Origin of the sequence: Actinomadura mexicana, from assembly GCF_900188105.1 — a bacterium.
GTDB lineage: Bacteria > Actinomycetota > Actinomycetes > Streptosporangiales > Streptosporangiaceae > Spirillospora > Spirillospora mexicana.
Genome location: NZ_FZNP01000002.1, coordinates 216889 through 232563 on the forward strand (window position 1 = coordinate 216889; position 15675 = coordinate 232563).

The 15675-nt window shown below is 73.1% G+C and carries 15 protein-coding genes; 8 read left to right on the forward strand and 7 right to left on the reverse strand.

The window, feature by feature from the left end:
- Positions 1–162: 162 nt before the first annotated feature.
- The 4 genes from CHC11_RS05360 (at position 163) to CHC11_RS05375 (ending at position 3669) form a co-directional block, all read left to right on the forward strand.
- Positions 163–366, forward strand: a complete 204-nt coding sequence (locus CHC11_RS05360; protein ID WP_089310480.1) for a DUF1918 domain-containing protein — start codon at positions 163–165, stop codon at positions 364–366.
- A gap of 17 nt (positions 367–383) precedes the next feature.
- A complete protein-coding gene (locus tag CHC11_RS05365; protein WP_089310481.1) occupies positions 384–1187 on the forward strand; it encodes a sigma 54 modulation/S30EA ribosomal C-terminal domain-containing protein in 804 nt (267 codons plus the stop codon).
- Between the two features lie 384 nt (positions 1188–1571).
- Positions 1572–2843: a YncE family protein gene (locus tag CHC11_RS05370; RefSeq protein WP_089310482.1), complete on the forward strand. Its 1272-nt coding sequence runs from the start codon at positions 1572–1574 to the stop codon at positions 2841–2843.
- A 256-nt stretch (positions 2844–3099) separates the two neighbouring features.
- A complete protein-coding gene (locus CHC11_RS05375) occupies positions 3100–3669 on the forward strand; it encodes a hypothetical protein (RefSeq protein ID WP_089311023.1) in 570 nt (189 codons plus the stop codon).
- Here CHC11_RS05375 and CHC11_RS05380 read toward each other — a convergent pair.
- Complete coding sequence (locus CHC11_RS05380) at positions 3657–4385, reverse strand: HD domain-containing protein (protein WP_218825946.1); 729 nt, start codon at positions 4383–4385, stop codon at positions 3657–3659. The genes CHC11_RS05375 and CHC11_RS05380 overlap by 13 nt on opposite strands.
- A 196-nt stretch (positions 4386–4581) precedes the next feature.
- On the opposite strand from CHC11_RS05380, the gene CHC11_RS05385 reads away from it, so the two are divergent.
- Positions 4582–6108 carry an MDR family MFS transporter gene (locus tag CHC11_RS05385; protein ID WP_089310484.1) on the forward strand — a complete coding sequence of 509 codons (1527 nt, stop codon included), beginning with the start codon at positions 4582–4584 and terminating at the stop codon, positions 6106–6108.
- Between the two features lie 85 nt (positions 6109–6193).
- Here CHC11_RS05385 and CHC11_RS05390 read toward each other — a convergent pair whose 3' ends face one another.
- A complete protein-coding gene (locus tag CHC11_RS05390; RefSeq protein WP_342749955.1) occupies positions 6194–8230 on the reverse strand; it encodes a HelD family protein in 2037 nt (678 codons plus the stop codon).
- A gap of 95 nt (positions 8231–8325) precedes the next feature.
- On the opposite strand from CHC11_RS05390, the gene CHC11_RS05395 reads away from it, so the two are divergent.
- Positions 8326–8991 carry a TetR/AcrR family transcriptional regulator gene (locus CHC11_RS05395; RefSeq protein WP_089310486.1) on the forward strand — a complete coding sequence of 222 codons (666 nt, stop codon included), beginning with the start codon at positions 8326–8328 and terminating at the stop codon, positions 8989–8991.
- Positions 8992–9067: 76 nt separating this feature from the next.
- Here the strand turns inward: CHC11_RS05395 and CHC11_RS05400 are convergent, their stop codons facing one another.
- From CHC11_RS05400 to CHC11_RS05410, 3 genes are all read right to left on the reverse strand, one after another.
- A complete protein-coding gene (locus tag CHC11_RS05400; protein ID WP_245918765.1) occupies positions 9068–10042 on the reverse strand; it encodes a YbgA family protein in 975 nt (324 codons plus the stop codon).
- Positions 10039–10551 (reverse strand): RNA polymerase sigma factor, encoded by a 513-nt coding sequence (locus tag CHC11_RS05405; RefSeq protein WP_089310487.1) that lies wholly within the window; start codon positions 10549–10551, stop codon positions 10039–10041. The genes CHC11_RS05400 and CHC11_RS05405 overlap by 4 nt, the downstream gene beginning before the upstream one ends.
- A gap of 114 nt (positions 10552–10665) precedes the next feature.
- Positions 10666–11598, reverse strand: a complete 933-nt coding sequence (locus CHC11_RS05410; RefSeq protein ID WP_089310488.1) for a MerR family transcriptional regulator — start codon at positions 11596–11598, stop codon at positions 10666–10668.
- Positions 11599–11897: 299 nt separating this feature from the next.
- Here CHC11_RS05410 and CHC11_RS05415 point away from each other — a divergent pair, with 299 nt between their 5' ends.
- On the forward strand, positions 11898–13214 hold the full coding sequence (locus CHC11_RS05415) for a cryptochrome/photolyase family protein (RefSeq protein ID WP_089310489.1): 1317 nt from the start codon (positions 11898–11900) through the stop codon (positions 13212–13214).
- A 31-nt stretch (positions 13215–13245) separates the two neighbouring features.
- Here the strand turns inward: CHC11_RS05415 and CHC11_RS05420 are convergent, their stop codons facing one another.
- Positions 13246–13569 carry a DUF3140 domain-containing protein gene (locus CHC11_RS05420; RefSeq protein WP_089310490.1) on the reverse strand — a complete coding sequence of 108 codons (324 nt, stop codon included), beginning with the start codon at positions 13567–13569 and terminating at the stop codon, positions 13246–13248.
- Complete coding sequence (locus tag CHC11_RS05425) at positions 13566–13850, reverse strand: hypervirulence associated TUDOR domain-containing protein (protein ID WP_089310491.1); 285 nt, start codon at positions 13848–13850, stop codon at positions 13566–13568. The genes CHC11_RS05420 and CHC11_RS05425 overlap by 4 nt, the downstream gene beginning before the upstream one ends.
- A gap of 125 nt (positions 13851–13975) precedes the next feature.
- On the opposite strand from CHC11_RS05425, the gene CHC11_RS05430 reads away from it, so the two are divergent.
- Entirely contained in the window at positions 13976–15481 is a 1506-nt protein-coding gene (locus CHC11_RS05430) for an SDR family oxidoreductase (protein WP_089310492.1), read from the forward strand.
- Positions 15482–15675: the final 194 nt, after the last annotated feature.

Consider the following 15675-nt stretch of genomic DNA (forward strand, 5'->3'; position numbering starts at 1 on the left):
GCCCATACAGAAGCGCTTTCGGGCTCACCGAGGCGCACGGCTTCCGTCGGCGGGCAACGTCGAGACAAGAGACTGACCTGCGTGAATATGGACCTTTGGCCCTGGTGGCGCCCCTCCGCTCGCTCGCACGATGGACTCTCAGCGCGACGTGAGGGGGACACGATGCGAGCCAGCGAAGGCGACCGGCTGATCGTCCATGGACGCCATGTGGGCGAGGCGGCCCGCAGGGCCGAGATCCTCGAAGTGCACGGCCACGACGGCGAGCCGCCCTACCTGGTGCGGTGGGACGACGGACATGAGAGCACGTTCTACCCGTCCTCGGATTCCACCATCGAGCACCAGCCGGCCGCGTGGGCGAAGCGGTAGAGCGACGGGAGGACGCCATGGACCGGGCGACGACCAGGGCGGCTCCCGAGGTGGCCGTCGAACACCGGGGAAGGGTGCCGGAGGGCGCCACCGGCTACGCGCGCTCCAAGGTGAGCGCGGTGTTCCGGCGCGCGCCGGAGCCGGTGCTTTTCGCGCGCGTGAAGCTGATCATGTCGCCGGATCCGGCGGTGCCGCGTCCGGCGACGGCCCAGGCCAACCTGGACGTCAACGGCCGCCTGGTCCGGGCGCAGGTGGCGGCGCCGAGCATGACCGAGGCCATCGACCGGCTCCACGACCGGCTGCTGAACCGGCTCGACCGGATCTCCCGGCACTGGGAGTCCCGCCGCGGCGCCTACCCCACGAGCCCCGCGACGGGCCCGCACGAGTGGCGGCACGGCGCCGAGCCGACGCACCGTCCGGACTACTACCCGCGTCCTCCGGAGGAGCGGGAGCTGATCCGGCACAAGTCGTTCACGCTGCCCGCCGAGACGCCCGACGAGGCGGCCTTCGACATGGAGGTGCTCGACTACGGGTTCCTGCTGTTCACCGACGTCGAGACGGGCGAGGACAGCGTCATCTACCCCGCCGACCACGGGTACCGGCTGGCGCAGGCGACGCCGCGCGGACGGGTGGGCACGCCCCGCGCCATCCCGCTGACGATCAGCCCGCGCCCCGCGCCCCAGCTGACCGTCCAGGAGGCGATCGAACATCTGGAGGCGACCGGTCTGCGCTGGGTGTTCTTCCGCGACGCCGACACCGGGAGGGGCAACGTCCTCTACCACCGCTACGACGGGCACTACGGCCTGATCATCCCCGCATAGCGCGCGGCGGCGCCGAAACCCTGTTCGGGACCCCGTTTCGATCGTTCCTGGACCCTTAACGGCCATTCCGGACGCATGATGCGGTCGGGCTCAGCATCCTCCACCAGGTGACGGGAATTCCCTCGACATCGGGTCTTGCGGCGCAGACCACCCCTGCTTACTATCCAGTAACCAAAGTCTGAACACGGTGATGTTCTGATTTGGGCGGATTCATATGCAGCCCACAAGGCGAGCGGAATCCAGGGTCGGCCATGCCCGCAACCGTTCATCACCGCGCAGCCGGCGCCGCGGCCCGCGCGGGAGGTCCCGCCTGCCGCCGTGCGCGCCGGCACGGACACGGAAACGCCCCCACAGGGCGCCCCCACCCCCCTGGGAGAAGCAAGCATGCACGCTGCGACCGCCCCTGCCCGCCCCAGACCGCACCGTCGCCTGCGGAGCATCGCCGCCGCGGCCGTCCTGGCGGCCGGCGCCATCGCCCCCGCCGTCTCCGCGACCACCGCGCACGCGGCCCCCCTGCGCGAGGTGATGTTCGTCGGCAACAACTGGGAGGGCACCGCCGACGTCATCAAGTCCAGCGGCGACTTCGCCAAGATCGGCCGGATCAACGTCGTCCCCGACAAGAGCCAGCGACTCACCGCGATCTACCTCAACCCGATCAACCTGGCCGTCTTCCTGGGCATCCGGGCCACCGCCGGCGAGGGCCACGACCAGCTCGTCGACGACCTGTACTCCACCCCCGACGGCTCCGCGCTGGTCGCCTCGCGGCCCAGCTTCGGCGACGTCGTCTCCATCGACCTGACCACCGGGAAGGTCAAGTGGCGCTTCGCCGTCTCGGGCTACCGCGCCGACCACATGTCGGTCTCCCCCGACGGCACCAAGGTCGCGGTGTCGGCCTCACTCGGCAAGGTCGTCCACGTCCTCGACATCAACACCGGCAAGCAGCTCGGCTCGTTCGCCACCGGCGACAAGCCCCACGAGAACATCTTCACCAGGGACGGCAGGTACCTCCTGAACATGTCCATCGGGAACGTCGAGACCGACTTCGACGACCCGTCCCAGGACTGGACCAAGGGCGACCGGCACATGACCGTCGCCGACACGTCCACCTTCAAGGTCGTCAAGACCATCGACATGCGCTCGCGCCTCGACGCCTTCGGCCGCGAGGACCTGTCGAACGCGATCCGGCCCGCGGTGTTCTCCCCGGACGAGTCGAAGCTGTACTTCCAGGTCTCGTTCTTCAACGGCCTCGTGGAGTACGACATGGCCACCGACAAGATCACCCGGGTGAAGACCCTGCCCAAGAACCCGGCCACCAGCGACGACCGCACCACCTTCGTCAACGACTCCCGCCACCACGGCCTGTCGATGAGCCCGGACGGAAGCAGGCTCTGCGTCGCCGGGACCATGGACGACTACGCCACGATCGTCAGGCGCTCGACCCTCCAGGAAGGCCCCCTGGTCACCGCGTCCAAGCCCTACTGGGCCACCGTCAGCGGCGACGGCCGCGCCTGCGTCATCTCCGAGAGCGGCGCCGACCAGGTCACCGCCATCGACTTCGGCACCGGCCGGAAGATCACTTCCGTCCCCGTCGGCGACCACCCCCAGCGCGTCCGCCTGGCCCACGTCCCGGCCTCCTGGACCGGCACCACCGGCTGACGCCCGACCGCGCGACCGGGACGCGGGGCCCCGCCCCGCGTCCCGGTCCGCCGGTCACATCCCACCACGCGTGATCTGACCCCACGGCGCCCCCCGCGACTGCCTTCACAAGCTCCGGAGGCCGCCGGCATCAAGGTGGCGCAGATTTTTCTAGCGCGGCTAAGAATGATCTTCACCTGCCGCCATCCGGCGACAGGAGATCGCCGGCGTCTGGCGTTCTGCTGTTGGATGGGGCCTGGTGGGGGTGCCGAACCTGATGGCTCTACGTGCGGACATGGCCGCGTTGCTCGCGGACGCCGGGATGCTCGACATGGAGGTCGACGAGGCCGTCGAGGACGAGCATGTCCGGGTTCGCATCTATGTCGAGGTGGTCGCGGCGGTCGCCGCGTCCCGCCGCCCCGAGGCCGAGCGCCGGATCGTGGCCGTGATCCTGCGCGATCCCGTCTCGTCGGTGGCCAGGACGGCGGTCGTTCACCTCGTGGACGAGGTCGCGAAGAGGTCCGCCGATCCGAGCGGGTTCCAGCGGTGGGCGGCTGCGCTCATGCCGGAGCTGGGGAGACTCGATGCGGAAGGGCACGGCCCTTTCGTCCGCCGCCGCGTCCACGACTGGTCCGTCTACCTGACGATCGAAGGCGGGCGGATCCCGGCCTCCGCCGACCTGGCGGCCACCACGCCCTGGATGCAGCGCATGCTCGCGGAGAAGGCCACCTCCCCGCCGATTCTCACCCTGCTCACCGAGGGCGGCGCGACGAGGAAGATACGGAACATCGCCAGGCAGCGGGCCGACGCGCTGAGGAAAGGCCGTAGAGGACGTCAGGTCACCTGACCGGCGAGGGTGTGTCCCTGCAGGATGGCGGTGAAGCGTTCGTCGGCCCGGTCGAGCTGGCCGGTGATGTGCTGCTTGATCCGCTCCTTGAGCGGCGTGTCGGGGCGGTTGACCAGGTCTTTGAGCTCCGGGACCAGCGGCCGGTACTTGCGGGCCAGCTTGCGGAGCTTGGGGCCGGTGGTGTGGATCAGGCCGACACCGTTGTCGGTGAAGTCGGAGACCTTGATGATGCGGGCGGCCGGGTGACGTTCCAGGCTGTCGACCACGTGGGCGCGGTACTGGGCGTGGACGTCCCGGCTGCGGTCGTACACAGGGTTGGTCACGGCGCGGACGAGGTCGGCGACGCGCGGCCCGAACTCGGCGGACAGGACGCCGAGGGCCGCCTCCGCCGGGTCGGCGTGCCCGTCCCCGGCCAGGTCGGCGGGGTGGTCCTCGACGGAGTCGTGCATGAGGGCGGCGACGAGGAGGTCCGCGTCGTCCACCTCGTAGTGGCACATCACGCGCAGCGTCACCCGGAGCAGATGGTTGACCACGGGCTCGCGGACGCGCCGGTCCTGCCGGTGCAGGTCGCCGGCCAGCGCGAGCGCCGTGCTCAGCCGCCGCCAGTCCGGCTCACCGAACCGCAGGATCTCGCGGGCGAACCGGTCGCGGAGTCCGGCCTCACCGTACACCTCGGTGATCGTGTGGAGCGGAAGAGTCTGCAGATAGCCGGGCACCGTGCTCCCCTCGCGCGGAAGGCGGGCCCGTCCGCGGGCCGGAGGGGCGTTCCCGCGTACCGGTCCGACGCCGTCCGCGATCATCCGGTTCCGTGCCGTCGCGCGTTCCCGCTGATCGCGGACGGCCCCGCCGGGCGGTCGAAAGAATTTTCGAGTCGAGCGATGAGTTCTCCGTGCGGCTCCGGTCTACCCCGGCATGACGACGACGCAAGAGCACGCAGGCGGCGGATCGCCGGAGACGGCGGCCCGGGGAGCCGGGGCCGGCCGCTCGAAGACACCCGCCGTGATCCGGCTGCTGGTGCTGGCCACCTTCGTGGTGATCCTGAACGAGACGATCATGATCAACGCGATCCCGCGGCTGATGGCGGACATGAACGTCACCGAGCAGGCGGCGCAGTGGCTTTCGACCGCGTTCATGCTGACCATGGCCGCGGTGATCCCGGTGACGGGGTGGTTCCTGCAGCGGGTCACCACCCGCCGCGCCTACGCCACCGCGATGGGCGTCTTCCTCGCCGGGACGGCGCTGGCCTCGGTCGCGCCGGTGTTCGAGGTGCTGCTGCTCGCGCGGATCGTCCAGGCGACCGGCACCGCGGTGATGATGCCGCTGCTGATGACGACGCTGATGACCGTCGTGCCGCAGGAGGACCGCGGCCGCGTGATGGGCAACGTGACCATGGCGATCTCGGTCGCGCCGGCGATGGGCCCGGCGGTCTCGGGCCTGATCCTGCAGCTCGGTTCGTGGCGGCTGTTGTTCGCGGCGGTGCTGCCGATCGCGGCGCTGATCACCTGGCGCGGCCTCGGACGGCTGGAGAACGTCGGGGAGCCGCAGGCCGGCACCATCGACTGGTTCAGCGTCGCGGCCGCCGCTCTCGGCTTCGGCTCCCTGGTGTACGGGCTGAGCAGGTTCGGGCAGGGCAGTGCGGTGCTTCCCGCGGCGATCGTCGCGCTCGGGGCGGTCACGATCGCGGTGTTCGCCCTCCGCCAGCTCCGGTTGCAGCGCCGCGACGTGCCCCTGCTGGACCTGCGCGTCCTGCGGCACCCCACCTACACCCTCTCGCTGCTGCTGATGGCCCTCGGGTTCATGGCGATGATGGGGTCGATGATCCTGCTGCCGATCTACCTGCAGAACCTGCGCGGCCTCACGCCGCTGGAGACGGGCCTGCTGATGATGCCCGGCGGGCTGGCGATGGGGCTGCTCGGCCCGGTCGTGGGACGGCTCTTCGACCGCTTCGGCGGGCGGATGCTGATCATTCCCGGGGCGGCGGGCATCGTGCTCGCCCTGGCCGGCTTCACCCAGATCTCGGCGACGATGCCGTACTGGCAGGTGCTCGGCCTGCACTCGCTGCTCATGGTGTCGCTGGCGGCGGCGTTCACCCCCGTGTTCACCCTCGGCCTCGGGGCGCTCCCGGCCCCGCTCTACTCGCACGGGAGCTCGATGCTGGGCACCCTCCAGCAGGTCTCCGCGGCCTTCGGCACGGCACTGGTGGTGACCGTGATGACCGGGCGCGCCGAGAGCCGGATGGCCGACGGGGTCGCCGCCACGCTCGCCCAGCTCGACGGGATGCGGCTGGCGTTCGTCATCAGCGCCGCGCTGTCCCTGGCGATGGTCGGGGTCGCGTTCCTGCTGCCCCGGCGCGTGAAGGCCGCCACCGAGCCCGAGCCGCCGCTGACCGCCGGGCAGCCGGAAGCCGCCGACCGGCTCCTGGAGCCCGCCCCCTACTGAACGTGCCCTCGCAGGACGGGCCGGTGGCGAGCTTCGCGCTCGCCCCGGCCCGTTCGGTGCGGGGACGATGCCGGGCGGCCTGGGCTCAGCCGGTGAGGATCGCCGGAAGGGGCCGCGCATGGACGATGTCGAGCCGCGACACCGCCCGGGTGAGCGCCACGTACAGCCGGTTGGCCCCGCGCGCCTCCGCGGCGACGATCCCGCCGGGCTCCGCGACGATCACATGGTCGTACTCCAGCCCCTTCGCGACGGTCGCGGGGACCAGCGACACCCGGGCCGGGCCGCCCGGTTCCCCGGTCTCGAACCCGGCCGCGCGCAGCGCCGCCCCCAGCGGCCCGATCGCGTCGTCAGCGGCGATCACACCGACCGCGCCGTCCCGCGCGAGCGCGTCCCGGACGGCGGCGACCACCTCCTCCGCGAGGACGTCCGCCTCCCGGAACCGGACCTCGCCGTCGCCGCGCGTGGAGCGTCCGGGCGGCACGTCCACGTCCAGCGCGGTGAGGACGCGGGCGGCCAGCGCGAGGACGGCGCCCGGCACCCGGAACCCTTCCGTCAGCGGGACGATCCGCGCCTTCGGCACGCCCAGGTGCGCGAGCTGCTCCGCCCAGTCGCGCGCGGCCCACGGAGCGGTGCCCTGCGCGAGATCGCCGAGGACGGTCAGGGACCCGCGTCCGGCCCGCCGGGCGATCACCCGGCACTCCATCGGCGACAGGTCCTGCGCCTCGTCGACGATGACGTGCCCGGCGCCGCGACCGGGCTCGACGAGGCCCGCGGCCTCGTCCACGAGCACCGCGTCCGCCGCCGACCAGCGCGCCGCCCCGGCCGAACGGCGACGGTCCCAGCTGATCGCCGCCTGCTCCGCCGCGGTCAGGACGCCGTCCGCCGCCCGGGCGAGCACCTGCCGGTCCCCGAGCAGCGCCGCGACGAGCTCCTCGGGCTTGACGGCCGGCCAGACCCGGCCGAGGAAGGCGCCGACGGCGGCGCTCCGGCCCACCTTCCGCTGCCACGCCTCGTTCACCGGACGTCCGCGCCGCTCCGCCTGCCGCTGCAGGAGCGCGACGACGCGGGCGCGCACCCGCTCGCGTCCCGTCCCGTACGGGACCTGCTCGCCGCGGACGCCGGCGACGATCGTGCTCAGTTCCTCGGCCGGGATCCGCCAGCGGTAGGCGCCGTCCGGTACGACGAGCGCGTCCTCGGGCGCGGTCACCCCGGCGCCCAGCGCCCGGTGGAGCACCTCCGCCATCCGGGCGTCGTGCTTGACGAGCGCCGCGGCCTCCGTGTCATCGGCTCGGACGCGCGTACGCCCGAGAAGGCCGAGCAGGGTGGTCTGCTCCACATCAGCCTCCCCGAGGGCCGGGAGCACGGCGGCGATGTAGCGCAGGAACGCCGGATTGGGCCCGATGATGAGCACACCGCTCCGCTCCAGCCGCTTGCGGTGGTGGTAGAGGAGGAACGCGGCACGGTGCAGGCCGACGGCGGTCTTGCCCGTACCCGGCGCGCCCTGGACGCAGATCGACTCGTCCAGGCCCGCCCGGACGAGCTCGTCCTGCTCCGGCTGGATCGTCGCCACGATGTCGCGCATCGGCCCCTGCCTGGGACGGGTGACCTCGGCGTCCAGGATGTCGCTGGTCCGCGAGTCCTCGCCGGGGTCGAACCGCTCGTCCTCGAATCCGGTGAGGACGGCGGGGGCGGCGAGGTCCCAGCCGAACCTGCGGCGCAGAGCGACGCCGTGCGGTTCCCCAGGGCTCGCCCGGTAGAACGCCCTGGCCACCGGCGCCCGCCAGTCGAGTACGAGCGGTGGGCTCTCCGGACCGCCCGGAATGTGCCGCCGCCCGATGTAGTACCGGCGGCCGGACCGGCCCGCGTCACCGGCGCACGCGTCCTCATCAGCGGCGTCCGCACCGAGGTCGAGCCGCCCGAAGAAGGGCGGCCCGTCCGGCTCGTTCGCGAGCCGTTGGAGGTTGCTCTTCAGCAACCGGCCCAGCGATTCGAGCGCGTACCGATCCGCTCCCGCCCCTTCACCGATCTCCACCTGGTGGCGGGCGTCCGCCACCATGCGCCTCAGCCCGTCGCGCGCGGCGGCCGCGTACGCACGCTCCGCCTCCAGTTCGCCGTCAGTCACCCCAGGTCCTTCCTTCGACGACACGATCTTAACTCAGTTAAGATACTGACTGAGTATAAAAATTAACCCGGGAAACAAACTGCTATGCTCGCGGAATGACGGGCGAGCCGGGCCTACGCGAACGCAAGCGGATGCGCACTCACCAGGCGATCTCGGACGCGGCGATCGCGCTCTTCCTAAACCGCGGCTTCGACCGGGTGTCCGTGGCGGACGTCGCAGCGGCGGCCGAGGTCTCCAAGCCGACGCTGTTCAAGTACTTCGCCACCAAGGAGGACCTGGTCCTGCACCGGATCACCGACCACCGGGGCGAGTACGCGAAGGTCGTCCGGGGCGCGCCCGGCGATCCGCCGCCGGCGGCGCTGCGCCGCCACTTCACCGACGGCCTCGCGCGGCACGACGCGGTCACCGGCCTCAACGACCATCCCCAGGTGCTCGGTTACCACCGCATGGTCTTCTCGACGCCGAGCCTGCTGGCACGCCTGTCCCAGCACGCCGACGCCGAACAGGAGGCCCTGGCCGCCGCTCTCGTCGAGCACCCCGCCGCCTGCGCCGACGACGGCGCCGACGATCTGACCGCCCGGCTGGCCGCGGCTCAGATCGTCGCGGTGACCCGCGTCCTGGCGCGCGACAACTGGCGGCGGCTCGACGGGGGGTCCAGTGCCGATGCCGCCCATCCCGCCGCGCTGGCCGCCGCCGACCGTGCGTTCGACCTCCTCGACGCCGCCTGGGCCGCGGCGGTCACCCTTCCTGGGAGGTCGTGACGTAGACGCGATGCCGCGAGGCGTCGTGCCGGCTACGGCACCGGCGGGGCCGGCCTCACCAGTGCCGTCCGGGGCGTCACAGGTGGTGGCGGAGTGTGAGGTCGGCGGGGTACGGGTCCAGGTAGGTCTGCTGGGTCAGGTAGTCGAGGTCCTCGCCCATGGCGTGGTGGCGCAGGAGAGCGATGGGGACGCTGAGAGGGGCCTGTCCCTGGCGGTAGGTCTCGATTGCGGCCAGGAGGTCGTGGCGGCGGGTGTCGTCGAGGTGGTCGCTGAGCATCCCGAAGACGTGCTGGAGGGCGTTCATGTGGCGGCCGCGCTTGGGACGGACGGCGAACGCCGCGCTGAACGCCTGCCGGTAGTCGTTCTCCAGCTCGTCTCGTGGACGGGTCCCCGCCTGCGCGACGATCCGTCCGAGCGCCTGGTAGGCGGACGGGTCGTGGGCGAGGATCTGCAGCTTGTGGCGGCTGTGGAAGGCGACGAGGTCGCGGGGCCGCCAGTCGGCGCCGACGAGCTCGCGGAGCCGGGCGTGGGCGAAGATGCGCTCGATGAAGTGCTCGCGCAGGACGGGGTCGCGGAGGCGGCCGTCCTCCTCCGCGGGCAGGTCCGGGAGCGCCTCGCGGACGAGTTCGGCGAACACCCCGCGGCCCTGGCGGTCCACGGGCTGGCCGTCGGTGCGCTCGCCGGGCCTGCCGGAGGCGTAGCGCGGCAACCGGAACAGCCCGCAGGACGGCGAGCGCGACTTGAGCACGTAGCCGTCCAGGTCCTCCAGCTGGGGGACGCGGGTCTCGGCGAGCGCGGTCATCGCGGCGGTGTGGTCGGCGGACCCGTCATGGGCGACGAGGTGCCCGTCGCTGAGCAGCCGCAGCGTGGGACGCGGCGTCCCGAGGCCGATCTCCATCTCCGGGCAGACCGGGACCCAGTCGACGTGCGGGTCCAGGACGTCGGTGAGGAACCGGTCGCGGCTGTGGCCGGCGTTGTAGCGGACCGGGGCGCCCAGCAGGCAGCTCGACACCGCCAGCCGGGGGCGCGGATGCGGGCCGGCGGCGGTCACAGGAGCTCTCTCATCCGGCGCAGGCCGCGGGCCGTGCGCGCCTTGACGGTGCCCAGCGGGACGGAGAGCCGGTCCGCGATCTCCGTCTGCGTCAGCTGCCCGAAGTGGGCCATCACGATCGCCTGCCGCTGCGGCAGCGGCAGGACGGCGAGGGCGTCCCGGACGTCGCAGGCGGTCTCCACGGACGGCGAGGCGTCGGGCGTCCGCGCGGCGGGCAGCTCCGCGTGGTCGTCCAGGGGCAGCGTCCTGCGGTAGTGGCGGGCCTCGGCGCGGAGCTGGTCGATGGCGCGCCTGCGGGCGATGGCGAGGACCCAGGGCTCCAGGGCGCGCGCCGGGTCGAAGCGGCGGCGCGATCGCCAGACCTCCAGAAAGACCAGCTGGACGACGTCGTCCACGGCGTGCCGGGGCACGAGCCGGACGACGTGGCGGCGGACGAGTGGGCCGAGCACGGTGTAGCACTCGGCCAGCGCGGTCTCGTCCCCGCGTGCGAGCCGCTCTCCCAGGTTCATGAGCTGGGCATTTCCCAGGAGAATCGTTTCAAAACTTGTTCATAGTTGATTCCGGGGGCGGTGTCGGTCCCGGCACGGCGATGGGCGATGCGGGCGCGCGGCTTTCGCGGCGTATCAGGGCGCCGCGGGGCCGTCCAAAATCTCGGTGACGGCTTGGGAAAGGCTTGTCACGAGGCGGACGGCGTCCGGCAGCCGGTCCCGCCTCCAGCCCGGCCCGCCGGCCAGGAGCCGCACCACGGGACGGGTGCCCGGGAGATCGGCCAGCCAGTCCGGGTCGCCGGTCTCGGCGATCTGCGACCAGACGAAGACGGTGCCCGGCCCCGTGCGCCGGATCGCGGCGGCGAGGGCGGCCGGGGGGACCCGCGCCCCCAGCAGGCTCGCCGCGGCACCGCCCTCCGCCAGCGCTGCGGCCAGCGCGTACAGGGGCAGGCTGTGCTGCTCCTCCGGGGCGCAGGCGAGCAGGACCGGCCGGACGTTCACCGGCCGCGCGGGCGGCGGCACCTCCGCCAGCCGGCCGAGCACCACCGTGGACAGCAGGTGCTCCACCTCGACGCAGTCACCGCCCGCCGCGTGCTTGCGGCCGATGCCGACCATGACCGGGACCATCAGCCCGTCCCAGGCCCGCACGACCCCGTCCCGCGCGATCGCGGTCCGGACGGCGTCGTTCATCGCGGGGACGTCCAGCGACATCGCCGCGCGCGCCAGGCCGCGCACCTCGGCGGTGTCCGCTCCGGCGGGCGCCTCCGCGACGGGCACGCGGTTGCCGCCGGCGCCGTGCCCGCGCGGCGGGCGCGGCGCGCCGGGCGGCTCGCGCAGCGCGGCGAGGGCGGCCTCGCCCGGCGGGGCGCCCGCGAGGATCAGCCGCTGCATCGCTTCGAGCCGCGCCACGTCCGCGGGCGTGTAGCGGCGGTGGCCGCCGGGGCTGCGCCCGCTCGGGCCGATGCCGTACCTGCGGTCCCACGTCCGCAGGGTGGCGGCCGCCAAGCCGAGGCGCCGCGCCACCGCGCCCACGCCAAGGCCCGGCCCCTGGTCCGTCTCCCCACGCATGCGTTTCGGTCTCCTGTGCTGCTCCGACGGCACAGCGTACGGCGTCCCCGGCCTGCCGACGTCACCGGTCGCACGGCTCACCGGTCGTGCGGTCTCACCGGTCGTGCGGTCTCACCGGTCGTGCGGTCTCACCGGTCGTGCGGTCTCACGGTCTTCGCCGGAGCCGGTCCCTCCGGTTGCATCCCGGGGAGCGCCGCCGCGCTGCTCCCCCACGCGGCACGGTGCGCGTTCGCCACCGCGCTGAACGGCGGCATCGCCTACCGCAACCGTTCGCGCCCGCGGCTCCGAAGACTCGGGTGATGGACACCTCGCTGATGCTGTTCACCCGCGACCTCCGGGTACGCGACAACCCCGCCCTGGCCGCGGCCTGCGAAGCCGGACGGGTCGTCCCGGTCTTCGTCTTCGACGACGCGATCCTGGACGGGCCGTTCGCCGCGCCCAACCGCGTCCGGTTCCTCCTCGAAAGTCTCGCCGACCTGCGAAAGTCGCTCAGCGAGCGGGGCGGCGACCTGGTGGTGCGGCGCGGCGACCCCGCCGAGGAGGTCGCCCGGCTGGCCCGGGAGACCGGCGCCCGCTCGCTGCTCCTCGCCGACGAGCGGTCGGCGTACGCGGCCCGGCGCCTCGACCGCCTCCGCGAAGCCGTGCACGCGGACGGTCTCGACCTGGACGTGTCGGCGCACCCCGGCATCACCGTGGTCGCGCCCGGCGACCTCGCTCCCACCAGCGGCGACCACTATAAGGTGTTCACCCCGTACTGGCGGGCCTGGGAGGCCGCGCGGTGGCGTCCTGCCGCGGACGCGCCCGAGAAGATCCGGCTGCCGTCCGGGGTGGAGCCGGGGGCGCTGCCGCGGCTCGCCGACCTGACCTCTGGGTCCCCGTCCCCCGAGCTCGCGCCCGGTGGGGAGGGCGCGGGACGCGAACGCATGAGGGCGTGGCTGCGCGAGGACGCCGCCGCGTACGACGACGTCCGCGACGATCTCGCCGCCGACCGCACGTCCCGGCTCAGCCCCTACGTGAAGTTCGGCTGCGTCTCGCCGCGGGAACTGGCGGAGGCGGCGCCGGACGCCTACCGGCGCCAGCTGGCGTGGCGGGACTTCCACCACCAGGTCGCCGCCGCCTTCCCCGACCTTCCGCGGCGCGACTACCGGCCGCGCGACCGGCGGTGGAAGGACGACGAGGACGCCTTCGCCGCGTGGTGCGACGGCACGACGGGCGTCCCGATCGTGGACGCGGGGATGCGCCAGCTTCACCGCGAGGGGTTCATGCACAACCGCGCCCGGCTCATCACCGCCTCGTTCCTGACCCGCGACCTCGGCGTCGACTGGCGGAAGGGCCTGGGCCACTTCAACGAGTGGCTCCTCGACGGCGACGTCGCCGACAACGCGGGGAACTGGCAGTGGGTCGCCGGAACCGGCAACAGCACCCGGCCCGACCAGGTGATGAACCCGTTCCGGCAGGCGTCGCGCTTCGACCCGCGCGGCGACTACGTCCGCCGCTACGTCCCCGAACTGGCCGGTGTCGAGGGGTCGCGCGTCCACCGGCCCTGGACGCTGGACGAGGACCGCAGGCGGTCGCTCGATTACCCGCCGCCGATCATCGACCCCGGCGACCGGTAGGCCACCCGTGCTCGCGACCCGCGCCCCCTGCTCACTTCAGCGGATCGTGCCCCCAGTTCATGAGCGAGTAGCGCCACCGGGTGTCGGTGACGTCGCCCGAGGGGCGCTGCGCGAGATGGCGGTGGACGTAGCCGACCACCTTGTTCATATGGTCGTAGTCTTCTTCGGTCAGGTCCGCCTTCTTCGCCCGCAGCAGCTCGACGATCCTGCGGCCGGACGCGTGCCCCGTCGACTCGCCCCCGCCGCCCTTCTGGCCGGCCGACCGCGACTCGTCCGTCTCCAGGAAGCGCTCCAGCTCCTTCGCGGTCATGTTGACGACCCTGCCGAACTCGGCGGCCGTCTCCTCGCCGCTCATCCGGACCCTTCGCCCTTGCGCCCGCCGCCTTCGCCTCCGCTCCCCCTGCCCCCGCGGTCCTTCTTCTGCTCGCGCAGCGCCGAGCCCTTGTGGACGGCCTTCTTGCCGCTCTTCTCACTGCGGACGACGTACTGCGGCTCCTCCGGCGAGGCGGCCACCGTGCGCCCCGCCTCCTCCCGCCTGTCGGTGACCTTCTTCTCCACGTGCCCCTCGGTGGTGGACCCATGAGTGCTCCAGGTGACCTCGTCCCCCGGTTCCGGCTCGTCCTTGCGCTTGTTCATATCGTCCCCCCGTTCGGTCCTACGGGTGGCGTTACCCGTCCCAGCGAGAACCATCCGGCGCATGCTTGCGCAGGTCAGCGCCGGGGACCGGACCGCATCAACGACGACCGACCACGGAGGCGCACATGAATGCCGGCAATGGGCGAACCTGCCTCGTCACGGGGGCCAGCGGCTACATCGGAGGCCGCCTCGTGCCGGAACTCCTGGACGCCGGCTACCGGGTGCGGTGCATGGTGCGCTCGGCCCGGCGGCTGCGCGACCACCCGTGGGCGGACCGGGTGGAGATCGCGGAGGCCGACGCGACCGACCCCGGGTCTTCCCGCCGGGCCCTTGAGGGCGTGGACGTCGCCTACTACCTGATCCACGCGATCGGCGGCACCGGCGGCTTCGCCGAGACCGACCGGCGGGCGGCCCGCACGTTCTCCGGCGCGGCGCGGGAGGCGGGGGCCCGGCGGCTGGTCTATCTCGGCGGGATGGAGCCGGAGGAGGAGTTGTCGGCGCACCTGCGCTCCCGCGCCGAGGTCGGCCGCATCCTGCTGGACGGCGGGGTGCCGACCGCGTGGCTGCGCGCCGCGGTGATCATCGGGTCGGGCTCGGCGTCGTTCGAGATGCTGCGGTACCTGACCGAGCGGCTGCCGGTGATGGTCACGCCGCGCTGGGTGCGCACCCGCATCCAGCCGATCGCGATCCGGGACGTCCTGTACTACCTGGTGGCGGCCGCGGACCTGCCCGCGGACGTGAACCGGGGCTTCGACGTCGGCGGGCCGGACGTGCTCACCTACGTCGACATGATCCGCGGCTACGCCCGCGCGGCGGGGCTCAAGCAGCGGATCATCCTGCCGGTCCCGGTGCTGAGCCCGCGGCTGTCGAGCCTGTGGGTGGGGGGCATCACGCCCGTTCCGGGCGCGCTGGCGCGGCCGCTGGTGGAGTCGCTGCGCAACGAGGTGGTGTGCAGGGAGAACGACCTCGCCGAGTACGTGCCGCCGCCGCCCGGCGGGCCGGTCGGGTTCGAACGCTCGGTCGAACTGGCGCTGCGCCGCGTCCGGGAGGCGGACGTCGCCACCCGCTGGTCCTCGGCGAGCACGCCCGGCGCGCCCAGCGACCCGCTGCCGACGGACCCGGACTGGGCGGGCGGCAGCCTCTACACCGAGGAGCAGGTCCGCCGGACGGACGCGCCGCCCGAGCGGTTGTGGGAGGTGGTCGAGGGGATCGGCGGCGACCGCGGCTGGTACTCCTTCCCCGTCGCCTGGCGGGCGCGGGGCGTCCTCGACCGGCTGGTCGGCGGGGTCGGGCTGCGGCGCGGCCGCCGCGACCCGCGCCGGCTGCGGATCGGGGAGGCGGTGGACTTCTGGCGCGTGGAGGAGATCGAGCGGGGGCGGCTGCTGCGGCTGCGGGCCGAGATGCGGCTGCCGGGGCTGGCCTGGCTGGAGTTCGCCGTGCGGCGCGACGGCACCCGGACGTCCCTCACGCAGCGGGCCCTGTTCCACCCCCGGGGCCTCGCCGGGCACGCGTACTGGTGGGCGTTCCGCCCGTTCCATGACCGGATCTTCGGGGGGATGTGCGCGGGCATCGTCCGCGCGGCCGAGCGGGGCGGGGCGCCGAATCGGCGAGCGACGGTGCGGGCCCGCTGAAGCTCCGCCCACCCTGACCCGCGGCCCGCGGCCCGGGGCGATGCAACCGACCGGGCGTCGCGTCACGAAGAACTGTGCAGACCTGAAGAACCGTGCAGAACTCACTCGGGACGACGATGCAGAGAAATGGCGTGAACCCGACATCGTGCAGCACGCCGGCCCAGCCGTCGCGGTCGGCGCCGACGACGCGAGCG